This is a genomic window from Desulfitobacterium sp. PCE1, from assembly GCF_000384015.1.
Taxonomy (GTDB): Bacteria; Bacillota; Desulfitobacteriia; order Desulfitobacteriales; family Desulfitobacteriaceae; genus Desulfitobacterium; species Desulfitobacterium dehalogenans.
Genome location: NZ_KB913023.1, coordinates 4,066,758 through 4,081,650 on the forward strand (window position 1 = coordinate 4,066,758; position 14,893 = coordinate 4,081,650).

The 14,893-nt window shown below is 46.9% G+C and carries 11 protein-coding genes; all 11 read right to left on the reverse strand.

Annotation, left to right across the window (positions count from 1 at the left end):
• Window positions 1-650: 650 nt before the first annotated feature.
• Complete coding sequence (gene nrfD, locus DESPCE1_RS0120030) at window positions 651-1,847, reverse strand: NrfD/PsrC family molybdoenzyme membrane anchor subunit (protein ID WP_019851497.1); 1,197 nt, start codon at window positions 1,845-1,847, stop codon at window positions 651-653.
• Window position 1,848: 1 nt separating this feature from the next.
• Window positions 1,849-2,454: a sulfate reduction electron transfer complex DsrMKJOP subunit DsrO gene (gene dsrO, locus DESPCE1_RS0120035; protein ID WP_019851498.1), complete on the reverse strand. Its 606-nt coding sequence runs from the start codon at window positions 2,452-2,454 to the stop codon at window positions 1,849-1,851.
• On the reverse strand, window positions 2,451-3,167 hold the full coding sequence (locus tag DESPCE1_RS0120040) for a molecular chaperone (RefSeq protein WP_019851499.1): 717 nt from the start codon (window positions 3,165-3,167) through the stop codon (window positions 2,451-2,453). Before DESPCE1_RS0120040 ends, dsrO begins: the two co-directional genes overlap by 4 nt.
• 34 nt (window positions 3,168-3,201) lie before the next feature.
• Window positions 3,202-6,297 (reverse strand): tetrathionate reductase subunit A, encoded by a 3,096-nt coding sequence (locus DESPCE1_RS0120045; RefSeq protein ID WP_028305645.1) that lies wholly within the window; start codon window positions 6,295-6,297, stop codon window positions 3,202-3,204.
• 294 nt (window positions 6,298-6,591) lie between these two features.
• Window positions 6,592-8,781 carry a DNA topoisomerase III gene (locus tag DESPCE1_RS0120050; protein WP_019851501.1) on the reverse strand — a complete coding sequence of 730 codons (2,190 nt, stop codon included), beginning with the start codon at window positions 8,779-8,781 and terminating at the stop codon, window positions 6,592-6,594.
• A 214-nt stretch (window positions 8,782-8,995) separates the two neighbouring features.
• The gene (spoIID, locus tag DESPCE1_RS0120055) at window positions 8,996-9,937 is read right to left on the reverse strand and encodes a stage II sporulation protein D (RefSeq protein ID WP_014795823.1); all 942 of its coding nucleotides are present in this window, start codon (window positions 9,935-9,937) and stop codon (window positions 8,996-8,998) included.
• Between the two features lie 117 nt (window positions 9,938-10,054).
• On the reverse strand, window positions 10,055-10,993 hold the full coding sequence (locus DESPCE1_RS0120060) for a 4Fe-4S binding protein (protein WP_019851502.1): 939 nt from the start codon (window positions 10,991-10,993) through the stop codon (window positions 10,055-10,057).
• A gap of 1 nt (window position 10,994) precedes the next feature.
• A complete protein-coding gene (locus tag DESPCE1_RS0120065; RefSeq protein WP_019851503.1) occupies window positions 10,995-11,675 on the reverse strand; it encodes a 4Fe-4S dicluster domain-containing protein in 681 nt (226 codons plus the stop codon).
• A gap of 105 nt (window positions 11,676-11,780) precedes the next feature.
• Window positions 11,781-12,086 (reverse strand): hypothetical protein, encoded by a 306-nt coding sequence (locus tag DESPCE1_RS0120070; RefSeq protein ID WP_242831289.1) that lies wholly within the window; start codon window positions 12,084-12,086, stop codon window positions 11,781-11,783.
• A 31-nt stretch (window positions 12,087-12,117) separates the two neighbouring features.
• The gene (locus DESPCE1_RS0120075; RefSeq protein WP_019851504.1) at window positions 12,118-13,524 is read right to left on the reverse strand and encodes a reductive dehalogenase; all 1,407 of its coding nucleotides are present in this window, start codon (window positions 13,522-13,524) and stop codon (window positions 12,118-12,120) included.
• Between the two features lie 146 nt (window positions 13,525-13,670).
• The gene (locus tag DESPCE1_RS0120080) at window positions 13,671-14,882 is read right to left on the reverse strand and encodes a reductive dehalogenase (protein ID WP_019851505.1); all 1,212 of its coding nucleotides are present in this window, start codon (window positions 14,880-14,882) and stop codon (window positions 13,671-13,673) included.
• Window positions 14,883-14,893 lie beyond the last annotated feature (11 nt).

The following is a 14,893-nucleotide window of genomic DNA, read 5'->3' on the forward strand; positions in this document are numbered from 1 at the left end:
ACCTTTAACTATAATGGCAGCTGTGACATCTTTCATTGTCTAACCTCACTTGTATATGCAGATTGGGAAGATGATTGATGTTCTCTCTTGAGTTTACAACAGATGCTTGGGTTTAGCCATGTTTGGCTGTGGGGAGTTGGGTTACGCTTGCGAGTCTTTTCCGGGAAGTTGGCTATGCTGTTGTCGTAGTACCTGCAGATGAATGAAAGGCGGGGTTAGGTTAGGTCGGGTCAGGTAGCTTTCCGCACAACGTTCACTCAATAGCTCCCTTTTGTGTGTAAAGCTACGCTGACGGGTCCTTTTTAGCACCGCTTTCCACATCGCTCTGCCCCCAAGCCCTGAAAAAGCATCCCAAGGATTTTGATTTCAGGCAGAGAACGGATTCAAGTGAGCAGGAAAGCAATCTTCGTGAAAAGACAGCAGCAGAGGTCTTGAGCGATTAGATTGCTCCGCGCAGCTTATGGAGTAAACGCCGAAAGCAAAATCCTGGAGACTCAGCTTGTGAAGGAGCTTTTTCAGAGTAGTTTATGAGATGTAACTATAACTATCCCTCAATCTAAGTCTATCAAGAGGTATGGAAATAAGCAAAAGGAACTGCAAGATTACAGCCCCTTTTGCTTGAGTGTCACCTGTGGAAATCCACCCTCTTTTTAGTGGGCTGAAACCCCGCCGGACTGAGGAACATTGTGTTCCGCCGAGGTTCTTTCCGTTTCAGACTCTATACCATAAACCGGCAAGAACTTAAAGGCCAGGTAGAGGATCACCACTTCAAGGACTGCAAAGCAGCCCAAGAAGATCAGATGTTTGGGTTCGGCATGATAGGGGTTGACAGCATTGCCGCTTAAAGGAATCTGCTGGCCGCCTACCACGAAGTTGATCCGCATGGCGATAACTCCCAGAAGGGTCAAGAGGGAGGCCAGGGATATGAGCCCTATGGATTTCCGGGTCTTGGACCAAAAGGTGATGACGAAGGGTATCACAAGGCCCAAGCCAATCTCGACGCCGAGGAACATGGCGCTGTGGCTGCCGAAAAGCAGCATCTCCGCGGCAGCATAGCCTGCAGCATTGCCAAAGTAGAGGATAATGAAGTTAATCACCATGAGCGCACCATCCACCACGATAAACCACATCATCAGGCGGGCAATATCCTGAAGAACGACTCTACGCTGAGAGGTAAGCTCTCTTTCCGGGGAGAAAAAGCGTTGGGTCAGGATGAGGACGAGGATGAGCAGCCCCGTACCTGAAACCATAGCGGACATAAGGAAGATGAGGGGCATAAGTCCCGTATGCCAGAGAGCTCTGGCCTGCATATTGGCCAGAATAAATCCTGTATAGCCATGGACCAGGAGAGCCAGGGGTACTCCCAGGGTTCCTAAGCCCTTGATCCATTTTTGATCCTTGGCCAGGGCAGCTGGGGAGAGATCTTTTTTGCCAAAGGTTAAGAAGGAATAGAGGGCCTGACGGAAACCTGTTAGTTTTTGAGCGCCGAGAACAAAATCCTTACGCATCATGAACCAGAGGTAAATGAGGCAGTTCAGAGGATAAAGGGTGAGCAGGAAGGTCCCATAGGAAATAGCGGAGGTCGGATTCAATCGGAAGAATAAGGTATAGAAACGACCGGGCTGCTCCAGATCCGCGATAAGATGCAAGGGAGCAACGACCAACAGGGCGATGGCCATGACCACCCCGGCCTTGGCAATGGGTTTGAATTTTTGGATGCCAAAAACCGTTCCCAGGCTGGAAAGGACAAAAGATCCTGCACTGAGTCCTGTGTAGAAGAAATAGATGGCAATCATATAACCCAGTTGAACCGGATGCTCGACATTGGCTAAATAGGTTATTTCCACTTTATTTCTCCCCCTTTGCTAAATCTGTATAGTCTGCTCCCAGCAGGGCCTGTTCAGCACCGATGTAGTAAATCATAGGCCGGGTATTCATCTCCGGCTTGAGAACTTGTACAGGGTTATTGGCGATAAACCTGGAGACGAGACTGTCGGGATCATTCAAATCTCCAAAGATTCGGGCTCCCCCTACACAGGTGGTGACACAAGCCGGCAGCAGCCCCATTTGGACTCTGTGATAGCAGAAGGTGCATTTCTCCGCGGTTTTGCGGACCGGGTTAACAAAGCGGGCGTCATAGGGACAGGCGGCCATACAGTATTTACAGCCAATACAGCGCTCATAATCGATAAGAATAGTACCATCTTCCGTCCGGTAGGTGGCCCGGACGGGGCAGGCTGACTTACAAGGGGCATTATCACAATGATTGCATAAGCGGGGCAAGCGATGGCGGGATACTTCCGGATAGGTTCCCTTTTCGATTTCCTTGACCCAGGTACGGTATTTTCCATCCGGCACATTGTTCTCGATTTTGCAGGAAACGGTGCAGGCATTACAGCCCACACATTTCCGCAAATCAATGACCATGCCGTAACGAATCGGCTGTTCGGTCACGCTTTCCACTCCTCTCGGTGAATGTTCTCGTTGCTGACGTTTTCCGGCAGGGGAGATCCGGTCAGGAACCCAACCTCTTCCCGGCAAAATTCTGCGGCCAGTCGGGCAAAATAAGTGTAAAATCCTGTGGGATCGGCTTCTGCGAGATCCTCTCTCAGATGATCAAGCCACTGGTTCAAATGCTCTTCCAGCAAAATCTTCTGAATAGAGTGAAGGGAGTCCAAGTCTTTCTGTTCTTCCTCCCAGCTTGCTTCAGCCTGACAAAGACAGGCAAGGGCCGAGAGCTCAAAGCCAATGTGATCCGGAATATTCATTTCTTTAAGGGGCTGAAAACTATTCATTTTTTCCGGTTCAAAGCCAATCTGTTGATAAATCTGCCTGACCTGCAGGGTGGAATCCCCCCAGAATCCCCCATACCTGATTTTCCTTCCTTTTTGACGCTGAGCCCCACGAATTGCCGCTTCAAAGGGGGGCACAAAGCGTCCCGAAACGGGGACGAAGAAAAGGTCATAATAGGTTTGGAGCAATTCCTGCAACTCAGGGTCTCCTTCTTCGATCTCTCTCAGCAGCTCCTTCAATGAGGAGTCCTCCAGCCCGGCGGCCCAGTTCTGCAATGTTCTGAACTGTTCCAATGTGGGCTCTTTAAGGAAAATACCTGCCAGCAATTCATAGCCTAGAGCCCGCTCCCGGGCATTTCCTTCTCTTTCAGGCATGTTTGCTTGCCCTCCTTTTCGCATTATAAAAAACTTAAAGCTTAAGGATTTTCGCTTTGACCGTATTGCGGTCTGTTGACCCGCCTATCAAATCCACTAGGGGATGAGCGGTCTTTAAGCTGATATCCCGCAGAGCGAGGCGATTGAGGAGAATTCCTTTGCCATCCTTGGCATCCCCGGCACGCTTCTTGCCCTCGACTTCAAAGCCTTGATCTCCGGATTGTCCCCAGTGTCCGTAGCCGTATTCGATGCCAATGGAGCCTTTGCCTACTCCCCGGCGGACCTTAGCGATACCTTCTACTTCCCCGGTGGGAGTGACCAACTTGACCTTATCTCCTGTATCAATGTCCATTGCAGCAGCGTCTTCAATGTTCATCTCGATATAGTTGGTATCCTGCATTCCCTTGAGCAGGGGGACATTGGCCAGGTAAGCACCGGTGCGATAGCGGGGCTTATAGGATACTGCGATAAAGGGCCATTCCTGGGTGGGGTAGACTTCATCCACGGTTCTCCCGTCAGCAAAGGTGGGAGGAACCCAGCAGGCTGTCCCCGGATTGTAGCGGCCCGTCATACAGTTAATGGTGGTTCCTAACTTTTGATTATAAATGTTGACCACTTTACCAAATTTATTGGTCAGGTTATCTCCGTCATAGTTCTTTACATAGTCCTCAAAACGTCCTCCCCGGGACAGCAAATAATAGACTTTTTTCCACTCTTCTGAGGAGAGGCTGGATTCTACGGCCTTCAAATCCTCCTCCAAGCCGGAGAGAGCCAATTCTTCCGGAGAGATATCGGAAATGGGAGTTTCATCAAAGGCGATGTTAGCCATGGCCTTTAAAAAATAGTCCGCTGCTGAGTTCAAAGGGGTGGGCTTTCCTTCTGCGTCCAAAATCCCTTTCTCCCCATAGCCTGGAAGATTTAAACGTTTGGCAACTTCGATCAGATAGGCTTCCATGGAATAGGGATGCCCTTCCTTGGTCTTGGGGACCAGAGGATCGATGATGGGACGGCGGGCACCGTTGGCCTTGGTTAAGACCAGATTCCAGATCGTCGGCACTCCCCAGCTCTCATAGAAGGTGGTATCGGGAATAATATAGTCCGCATATTGGGTGGAGTCACCCATCATGACGTCGATGGAAATGATCAAGGGGAGCTTTTCCGGATCTTTGAGGAAATCCTCCACATCTTTTTGGAACAGCCCCGGTGTGGCATAGAGAGGGTTAGCCATCCACATCATGAGGATTTTGGCAGGGTAAGGATAGCCGGCCATCATGGAGGGGATAACATGACCTTCCAAACTATCGGCCAGGGGGCTCCAAGGCAGGGTGGCGGGATAGGGATTTTCACCTTTGGCTTTTCTGGCTTTGAATTCCGGTGTTTCTTCATAGGCTTTTCCTTCCCGGCTGATTTTAACTCCTTTAGGTTTTACTCCTCCGGGAACCTTGGCAAAATCATAGCGCTTGCCCGCTTCATCAGCGATATATCCGCCACCGCTCTTCGTCGATCCGCCTTTTTTATTGATATTGCCATTCAAAGCGTTAAGGGTCGCTACGGCCAGGGAACCATAGAAGCCGTTGGAGTGCATGGAAACCCCGCCGTGATGGTCTGTGGCTGCTTTGGTCCCATGACTGAAATATTCCTTAGCTAAACTGATGATCCGCTTCTGGCTTAGACCTGCCTCTTTGGCATACTCTTCATAGGTATGGAAGGAGGCTTCATCCATGAGGATCTGCAGAGAGCTCTTCGCGGTAACCATTTCATCCCCAAGGGTGATTTTACCGGTGTAGAAGAGGGTTCCGTTCTCAGTAGCTTTATAAAGGACGGGTTCTCCAGACTCCTTATCAATAACCACATAATTGGGATTAGTCTCATCGGCCTTTTCAGCCAGTCCAATCTGTTCACCCAAGAGAAACTTTCCGTAGTCTGCATGTCCTTCTTCCTGAATGACCAGGTAGGTAGCATTGGTCCAGGAAGGAAATTTCTTTTTCTGGGCCGCTTCTTTGCTGGGTGAAATCAAGTAGTTTTCATTATATTTTTTGTTCTCCAGAGCCCAACGGACCATGGCCATGGCCAGGGCACCATCCCCTCCCGGACGGATGGGGACCCAGGAGGATTCCTCAGCTTTCGGTGAGTTGTACATTCCGTTTTGGAGGATGGGATCGACGATGACGGTTCTCATACCGTTTTCAGCCTGGGCTAAAGCGGATTTCCGGGCCATAGGCTGGAAAGGGGCCCCTGCTTGACCCGGTGCATTGCCAAAGAACATAATAAATTCTGCACCCATATAATCCGCCTTCATATGGGGTTTTTTATCCCAGGTATCCAGAAAGGCCAGATAGGCAACCCGGCGGCTGATCCCGCAGATACCGCCATGGCCGAAATGGTTGGGGGAGCCGTAGGAGTTATTGACAAAGCGCTTGGCAAAAGAGGTTCGCCCGTCATCTCGGCCACCGATAAAGACAAATTGGTTGGCCCTCACACCCCAGCCCGGCTGTTCAGGGTAGATAGGAGTGTCTAAGTCGCGAACCTGGCGAAGGCCCTCAACTGTTTGATTTTCCCCAAGGTCTGTAAAGAGCCGGCCCCCCTCGATTGTTTCTTCTAAGGCCTGCTCCCAGGTGATGGGCTTCCATTTCCCTTCGCCCCGTTTGCCTGCCCGTTTGAGAGGGGTGAGAATGCGATTGGGTTCATAAACCATTTGGAAAGCTGAGTTCCCTCTTTGGCAGACTGTAGCTCTTTGACTGTGGCCGTTCTCCTGATACTGACCTAAAGAAAGATAGGATTCCTCCAGAGAAGTGTCAAAGGGGAGGTGAGGTTCGGCACAGCTGGGATGGTAGGGATTGCCCACCACGCGCAGGATCTTACCGCTTTTCTTGTCCACCTTCACCCGATTACCACAATTGCTCCAACAGCCCAGACAGACGCTGGTTTTTAAAGCAATGTCCTGATTCAGGGTGATCTCTCCGGTAGCTTTATCAATCTTCATCTCTACCGGCAGGGCATCCCCATCATAGGGAGTAGGATTAGTGATGGCTTCGTCGGCAATGACCCGGGGAATCTGTTCTATTCCTAAGCCAATGGCTGTAACACTCCCGACAAAAGCCATGGATTTAATGAAATCGCGCCTTTTCATGGTTCTAGCTCCTTTCTGTTCCTTTGGGTATGCTTTGTTAAAGCTTGAGTTGTGCTTTGAGTTAGTACTGATTCTTTTATTTGCAAAACCCATGCCAGCAGCTTTATTCAGGTTCTCTATACCTTCTCCTTGAAGTTTTCCTTGCCGAAAAAGCTTCACAGAGGAAATCAGGACATCAAAAGAACTTCCGCTTCCCTGTGTTCAGAGTTTGTCTGACAAAATGTCAGGCAGTAAAGTCTGACATTATTGCAAAAAAATAAGAGCCCTGACAAAATGTCAGAGCTGCTCAGTCTTTTACTTCGGTAGATTTAATTTGGCAAGGGCATCGGCCAACGCTGTATTTAAGGGAGCATCCTTTTGCTGTTTTTGCAAATAGTGATTGACTTCCCTTTTATTGTAGGATCCTTTGCTTCCTTCCTGTTCTTTACGCTTGGTAAAGGCAGACAGTTTCTCCCGATAACCACAGGCACAGGTGAAGATCTTTTGTTCTCCTTCTCCCTGCAATTTCATTTTTTTATGACATTGGGGACACCGGGCATTGGATTGTACGGAAAGCCCCTGGCGATAACCGCACTCCCGATCCTGACAAACCAGCATTTCCCCACGTTTGCCCTTCACCTGCAAGAGGAATTTGCCGCACTCAGGACATTTGGCCCTTGTCATATTGTCATGGCGATAAGTCCGGCCGCTCCCGGCCACTTCCGAGACAAGTTGGGTGGCATAGCTTCTGATCCCCTGGATGAAGTGTTGCCGGTCTTCCCGCCCTTTGCTGATTTCACTGAGTTGTTGTTCCCACTTTGCCGTGAGCTCCGGGGATTTCAGTTCAGAGGGAACCAAGCCAATCAGTTGAATCCCTTTGGAAGTAGGAATGATTTCCTTGCCGTTGCGCTCCATATAGAAAGAACTAAAGAGCTTTTCAATGATATCGGCCCGGGTGGCCGGAGTACCCAAACCGCTGGTTTTTTCCAGAGTCTCCCGCAGGGCCTCATCATCCACCCGCTGCCCGGGATGTTCCATAGCCGAAAGCAGGGTCGCTTCGGTGTAACGCTTCGGAGGCTTGGTTTTGCCCGGCAAAAGTTTTAGGTCAAGGACTTCAATACTTTGCTTGGGCTGGAGATCCGGCAAATTTTGTTCCTGTTCCTCATGGTCGGCCTCCTCGTCAGCAGCATCCCTGCCTTCGTATACACTTCGCCAGCCTTTTTGTTTAACAATTTTGCCTTTAGCGATGAAGTATTCTCCCTGAATCTCCACTTTAACCGTGGTCTGCTCGTATTCAAAGGCCGGGGACAGGACCGCGATAAAGCGCCGCACAATTAGGTCATAGATTTTGACCTCTTCCGGACTGAGTTTATTAAGAAACACCGTTTGTTCCGTCGGTATAATGGCGTGATGGTCCGTGACTTTCGAGTTATCCACCCATCGTTTCGTGGGGGTAATCGGCTTGCGCAGAACCCGGCGGGCCGATTCAGCGTAAGGCCCCACGGCAATGGTTTTGAGCCGTTCCGGAAGTGTCGGGACGATATCCTCGGAAAGATAACGGGAATCTGTTCTTGGGTAAGTGACCAGCTTATGATGTTCATAAAGCTGCTGCATGATGGATGAAGTTTGCTTGGCCGAGAATCCGTATTTTCTGTTGGCATCCCTTTGGAGTTCGGTTAAATCATAGGCCTGAGGAGGCTGCTCTTTTTTAGCTTCTTTCTTAATCTCTGCAACCAAGCCCTTATGACTCCTTAGTTTCTGCACAAGCTGTTCTGCTTTTTTCTGATCAAAAATTCTGCTTTGTCCATTGCTCTTATCCTGCCAGCTCAAAGAAAAGCCTTTCACACGGGCATTAATAGTCCAATAACCCTTAGGGACAAAGTTTTGAATCTCCTTTTCCCGTTCCACAACCAGAGCCAGGGTGGGGGTTTGCACTCTTCCTGCCGAGAGTTGGGCATTGTATTTGCAGGTCAAGGCTCGCGTGACATTCAAGCCCACATACCAGTCCGCTTGAGCACGGCACTCGGCGGCTGCGTAAAGAGACTCGTAAGCCTTACCTGGCTTGAGATTACTAAAGCCCTCTCGGATAGCCTTATCCGTTTGGGAAGAAATCCAGAGCCGTTTGATGGGCTTTTTCCAACCGGCCTTCCGGATAATCCAACGGGCCACCAACTCCCCCTCCCGGCCTGCATCTGTGGCAATAATCAGCTCGTCCACATCAGGCTGGCGAAGGAGTTGCTTGACGGCAGCATATTGCTTGGAGGTTTCTTTGATAACGACCAATTCCATTTCCTTAGGGAGCATGGGTAGGTCTTCCAGACGCCAGGTCTTATACTGATCCCCATAAGCCTCCGGATCGGCGAGGGTTACTAAGTGACCCAGTGCCCAGGTTACAATATATTTGGCGCCTATGAAGCAGCCATTGCCCTTTTGATTGCAGCCTAACAACTTAGCAATATCACGACCCACGGAGGGTTTTTCTGTTAAGACTAAACACTTTCCCATTAGTTCTCTCCTATTATCTAATTTTTCTTTATTACTAGAATTAAAAACAGTCAACAGTACCTTTATCTTAGTATAACACAGTCCTTCCAGAAAAAAGCGCAAGGAGAAAATCCAACTAGTACGAGATTTGTAACCATCTTAGAAAAATGAGGGAGCATCGCTGACTGCATTTTCTGAAGCAGCCAGCGATGCTCCCTTTTCGTCAACTCCTGCCCTAGGCTTTGGTGAGGGTGAGGAGTTGAGTGCCGGGGTAGTAGTGTTGGAGGATTTCTTCGCAGGTTTTACCGGCCTTGGCCAAGTCATTCGCACCGTATTGGGACATACCGACAGCATGCCCGTTACCATAGGTGGTGATTTTGATTTCCTGAGGAGTTAGGGTAATCTCCATATCAGTGGAGGCTAACCCAAGGAGGGTACGAATCTGGGCTCCGGTATAGTTTTTCCCTAGTACACGAACTACTTTCGCCCGTCCTGCCGCTGTCTCGCTTAAGATCACGAAGTCGGATTCCGTAAAAGCTTTGGCCGTACCGGAGTGACCGACTTTTTGATAGAGGTCGCTGGGGGTGAAGGTATAGCTTTTTACATAACGGGCGGGGTTTTCTTCTCCTGCCACCACATTTTGCAGATAGGGACGAGAAGAACTCCAGACGTCCTCTGCGCGCTCCGTGGGTTTTCTCCCCGTACTGCTATGAAAAAAAGCTTCTATATATTGCCCGTCAGCGACCAGTACCTGGTCCTTTGTGCCGGTTACTGCCTTTTCTATCTTGTTATGATAGCGCCAGTAGGAGAGCCAGTTCCATTTCTCCTTCATCTTATCTTCTGATATCCAAACCTGGGTATTGACTGTGGTGTCCACATCATAGCCTGCCTCACTGCCGGATCGCTGGCTTATGCGTTTGGCGGCATAGGTCCGAGCGGCAATGGCCTGCGCTTTGAGAGCTTCCTCTTCGAATTCGGCGGGCATTTCTGCAGCTACGACGCCAACGAGATACTCTTCCAAGCCCAAAGATTTTACTTGTCCATCCGGCATTAAGACTCGAATGGTAATGTCCTCAGTCCTGACTTCGCTTTGGTTGTACCAGCGAAGCACCGTCCAAGGAAATAAAACAATAATTATGACCAATAGAACCAGAATTCTGATCCATTCTTTACGCACAAAGTCCCTCCTCCTCTCATAGGCCAAGCCCATGCTTAACACTATGCTGAGGGGAGGGACAATATGTTTACTCTTCTCTACTCTGATTAATCGTTATAAGTCCTATAAAATCTAGTTTCATCGACTTCTAATTTTAAGCGCTTTCGATGGACACTTGTCTACACACAAATGACAATGAGTACAATTTAACATATCATCCAATTTGGGATGCGAGTTCCAAACGCACACCTTTTCGCATAATATACAGCTTGCCATGCACTTTGTTTTATCCCTTCGTACATGGATCAATTTTTTTCTTCCCAGTAAACCGAGCAAAGCACCTGTAGGGCATAGATAATTGCACCAAACACCTTTTTGCACAAAAGAATCCAAAAACAGGAGCACCATGATAACGATAAGACCCGTCCAAAAAACTGAACCGAACGTCAAATAATAAAAAAACCGACCCAGCTGAACATAAGGTAATATATATGGGAAGACAGCCATACCTAATACCGTTAGAACGAATCCGATTCCTAAAATAGTATAACGCAAATAGGGATCTGCAATCACTTGTTTACTTATCCCTTTAATACCTAATGTCCTAGCTGCAAAGCGGATAAATTCCTGCAAGGTATTGTATGGACATATCCAACTGCAGAATACTCTTCCCAAAACAAGTGCTATAACTATAGGTAGTGTAATCGATATCAGAAAATCCAAATCAAAGGAATAATCTATGATTGGCATTTGTATAAAAGCCAAAGGATCTATAAAGGTAAAGCCGCCAATCGTTATGGACCAAAAGAATCCATTGAATCCATCAAGGAATCGGCTTACTGTATAGGTATTATCAACTATTAATCCAAACAACTTATCAATAATAAGTACAACCTGCTCTAAATAACCACCTTTTAAAGATGAATCTAAAGAGCTGAATCCCTCTTTATAAAGATTCCCAATCGAGCTCTTGGGTATATAGTATAGGAGCCTTTTATAACTCTCAAAGATTGGAATTAGGAAAATCAAGAGCAGCGACCCAAATTGTGTCAGTCTCCTTAGCTTTTGCACTGGCATCTCAAATCCTCCCCGGGAGCCGGCTCTCATAGAAGGAACCTCTATTAATTCTCTCGAACAACTCGTAAGACCGTTTATCTTCACGATTGAGGGGCATAGTTATGGCTATTGGAGGGCAGGCGATCTCGCAAAGCCCACACCCGTAACATATTATTTTATCAATGACAGGCCTTCCTTGGTCATCAATGTAGAGCGCTTCATCTTTTAACGGGCAAGCCTCATAACAAAGAAGGCATTTTCGGTTCCTTCCATGATAAAGAATACATTTATCTTTCTGTATTTGGGCCACTCCAAGGTTAAAGCTTGGATGGGCGTCTTGCTCCTTAGAATGCATCTTCTGAGCTTTCTTGGCATGCAATTCAGGATTCTCTGTTAATGGACTTAAGGCTCCCGTTGGGCAAATATTAATACAGCTCATACACAAGTTGCACTGATCCTTATCCATTAGAATGGGTGTTGCCATCATTTCTCCCCTGAGTGATTTGCCAAACGTAATCACACCAGTGGGACACTCCTCCCCACACTTCAAGCATCGAATACACCGTGCTAAAAAGTCTTTCTCATTGAGTGCCCCTGGTGGCCTCTGATAAACTTCAGATGTTATTGCTGAAAATGGAACAAAAAAACCTAAAACAGTAATAGCACCAAGCCTTTCAAGAAATCTTCTTCTTGAGATCTTCACGAGTCCCTCCCAAACGATTCATCGCTCTATACATAGTTAACGAGGGTCAAAAAATCTTCAACCCTCGTCCCTTGATACTATCTACGCAAATTTAGTCATAATGCCTTAAGTTGATGCGTTTTGCCCACCCGAAGCCGATTTCCTTCCTTTGGAAATCATCGGAATAATCCATATGAGTCCAGCTAAGACGACTGCAGGTAACCCCATAGCCAACAAGACAAAGTTAGCTGCACTGGATTCGATTTCCATCTTTAATCCTATGTAGTTTTGTATTGTTAACAGCATCATGGCAACAGAGATTACTGCAAGAACCCATTGATACCACTTTACATTAAGTCGTCCGGCTCTAATCTGTGTAAGTACTACGCCTAATCCAAGTCCGATGATAATCCCCAAAAATAGCCAAAGCATAACTTCACCCCCATTAGTTGTATACTTTATCTTAGATTCTACGTCCGCCTCTTCTTGTATCAATGCCCATCTCCGCTAAGTTCGTGTCCTTCCACCAATCTTCTGGGTTCTTAAGCGGTTGTTCTGGCTGTGCAGGGAAAGCCATCCGATCAGCAGCTACAAGTACTGAATTGAACATCGACGTGCTAGCAATGGTTCCTTTAACAATCCTGTGTAAGCTTGCATCATCATCTACTGCATAAGGGCAGACTGAGAAACAAATACCACAGTTCGTGCCACATTGATTCCAGTAATTTCTGCATAACACTGAGTCCTCAAAATATGCTCGATGCCCCGGATTGTTCCACTCTCCCTTAATCTCCCATGAAGGATCTCTATCCATACTCAACGCTTTAGACGGACACATCTCAGCACAAGTCTTGCAATCCTTACAGAAATCCATCACACCAAAGTTAATGGGCTTGGTTGGTGCAAGCGGCAAATCTGTCGTAAGTACAGCTACTCTTACCATGGGTCCATATTCCGGAGTAATAATTCGATTCAATCTCGACAACTCTCCGAGACCCGCCATGACGGCAAAGGCCGGTCCAATTCCGAAACCATTCAGGGCAGTGGCACCGTAAGAATGGTAACCTAAGGCCCGAATAAACTCATGAAGCTGAGCGTAAATTGTGTAAAGACGAGTGTAACTCAATGATGTTGTCAATGATCCGAGAACAGTTGGACCATATTTCATCGTCTCAGTAGACATTTGAACAGTGTATACAATAGCATAACGCGCTTTTTCAGGAATGACTAACTTCTTTTCATCCTCATAACCTACATCAATGTTCTCAAATACAATCGGTTTCTTAGTAGGTGCTGGCTCTTCTTGATAGACTAACTTGCGGGTTGTTTCCGTCTCAAGCTCCACAAAGCCCACTGTTGCTGCACCCATATGACGTAGTGCTGCTGTAACCATCCTGGAATTTTCCTCTGGAGTACCTTCGTAACGGGGTACGCCCCGTTCTTCCGGTGTCGAGGCCTTTTGGGGACCCATAAATAGGATGCTCGGCTGCCCGTACCCTACCGCAGCTTTTAGTGCCATATCCTTCGTTGTATAACCAGGGACACCTTCTTTTTCAAACTTGAGCAAATTATCCGCTTGTAATTGATTCATCTTTTTGTTAAAGTCTTCACCACGATATTTGGCGAGGCTTCCTCTGGTTGTTTGCCATTCCCGAAAACGTTGCATCTGTTGCCAATCAATTTCGGTAGTCGGCTTATCAACATTTTTTACCCACCAATAGCGTTTTGCGCTTTCTTGAGCATTTGCTGTTGCATCAGCAGCATTGGTCACTCCAGGTGTACCTAAAATACCTGTTGACGCCAAAGTCAAGCTTGCTCCAGCAAATCCAATTGCTTTCAACAATTGTCTTCGAGTTAATTGCCCTGGCATAATTTTAGCCCCCTATACTTTAGTCTTTGCTCAAAAAGTATAAAACTCTTATATGCAAATCTTATCACAAGGGGGTCAATTAATATCTCAAAACGAGATCAATTTTTCCAGCTAAATATAAAAATTATATAAAAATTCCGGACATGTTAACTGTTGAGCCAAAAGCTTGCCTCGGGATCAAAAACATCCGGTCCACAATCATCGAGGGAGTCCAGCAGATTATCAACCAAAGTACTGCTCTCCTTACTGGAATTCAGGATACTCTTTGTCCATTTATATCCTCTATTGTAAGAACAAACGGTAATACAGATATTACAATTTGTTCCACACTCACTCCAATAGCAAAAACATTTCTTGTGATCTATTGCCCATCTTAAGTACCCGTTATTGCTCAACTCATCCATTCCTGAACACACTTTTGAATCAGACGGGATAGCACCGGCAGGGCATTTTCTCGCGCATTTTCTGCACGCTTCACAGAACTCATTCACTCCAAAATCAATGGGCTGATCACAGTCCAGAGGTAAATCAGTAATAACTTTAGCAATTCGAATACGGGTTCCTAGATAAGGATTAATGAGCTTGCCATTTCTACCGATCTGCCCTAAACCGGCATCTATGGCCAATGGAATATTAAGAGCTGTACAATTCACACTCGGTATCGCATTATAGCCCAATTCTCTGATTAATCCAGCTAGACTATTGGTAGTCAGACACATTTCGGAGTATACAAAACGGCCATTGGCATAGGGAAGTAGGGTTGGGGAATACTTCAGACACCCTGGGTCCATTTCAAATAACATGACAATCGCTGTCTTCATACTTGCTGGAATAACCCTAGCTTTATTCTCTAAAAGAGTGGGCTCCTGTATACGGTTATATTCTGGAGCTTCATCGGAAAACTGTATAGGATAACTTTGCCTTGTTTGTAAGTCATACCAATGAGAATATACCCACCTACGATCTAATGGGGCTATTCCTACAGCACATGCACCGTACATTTTAGCTGCTTTTTTTATTGCTTTTGTCAATGTGAAAGTGTCCATTCCTTCTTCTTTAGTGCCCTTCTCACCGTTCCAAGCATTGAATTCCTGATCACATATATGGATATTCTGAACGATCTTCTCCCTCATAAAATTCATAGTTCCGGCCAAAAATGCTTTGTCGAATTTCGAGTATCCAGGCTTATTATCTTTTGAGTATTGTTCAGCATTCTTCTGTCTTGCATGCTCTAACCTTTTTATTTCTTCATCCCAAAATAATCGTATAAAAATATTGTGTTTCTGATTATATCTTGAATAGTTCTGATCAATTTCATGGAGTTCTGCAGCTGAGGTATTAAGCCTTTGGATACGCATTTGCTTCCTCC

Coding starts and splice junctions, on each gene's coding strand:
- DESPCE1_RS0120070 (WP_242831289.1), bottom strand. CDS start 12,086: ATGCTTTGGCTATTTTTGGGGATTATCATCGGACTTGGATTAGGCGTA.
- DESPCE1_RS0120080 (WP_019851505.1), bottom strand. CDS start 14,882: ATGCGTATCCAAAGGCTTAATACCTCAGCTGCAGAACTCCATGAAATT.
- DESPCE1_RS0120040 (WP_019851499.1), bottom strand. CDS start 3,167: ATGCCTGAAAGAGAAGGAAATGCCCGGGAGCGGGCTCTAGGCTATGAA.
- DESPCE1_RS0120050 (WP_019851501.1), bottom strand. CDS start 8,781: ATGGGAAAGTGTTTAGTCTTAACAGAAAAACCCTCCGTGGGTCGTGAT.
- DESPCE1_RS0120045 (WP_028305645.1), bottom strand. CDS start 6,297: ATGAAAAGGCGCGATTTCATTAAATCCATGGCTTTTGTCGGGAGTGTT.
- DESPCE1_RS0120075 (WP_019851504.1), bottom strand. CDS start 13,524: ATGCCAGGGCAATTAACTCGAAGACAATTGTTGAAAGCAATTGGATTT.
- DESPCE1_RS0120060 (WP_019851502.1), bottom strand. CDS start 10,993: ATGCCAGTGCAAAAGCTAAGGAGACTGACACAATTTGGGTCGCTGCTC.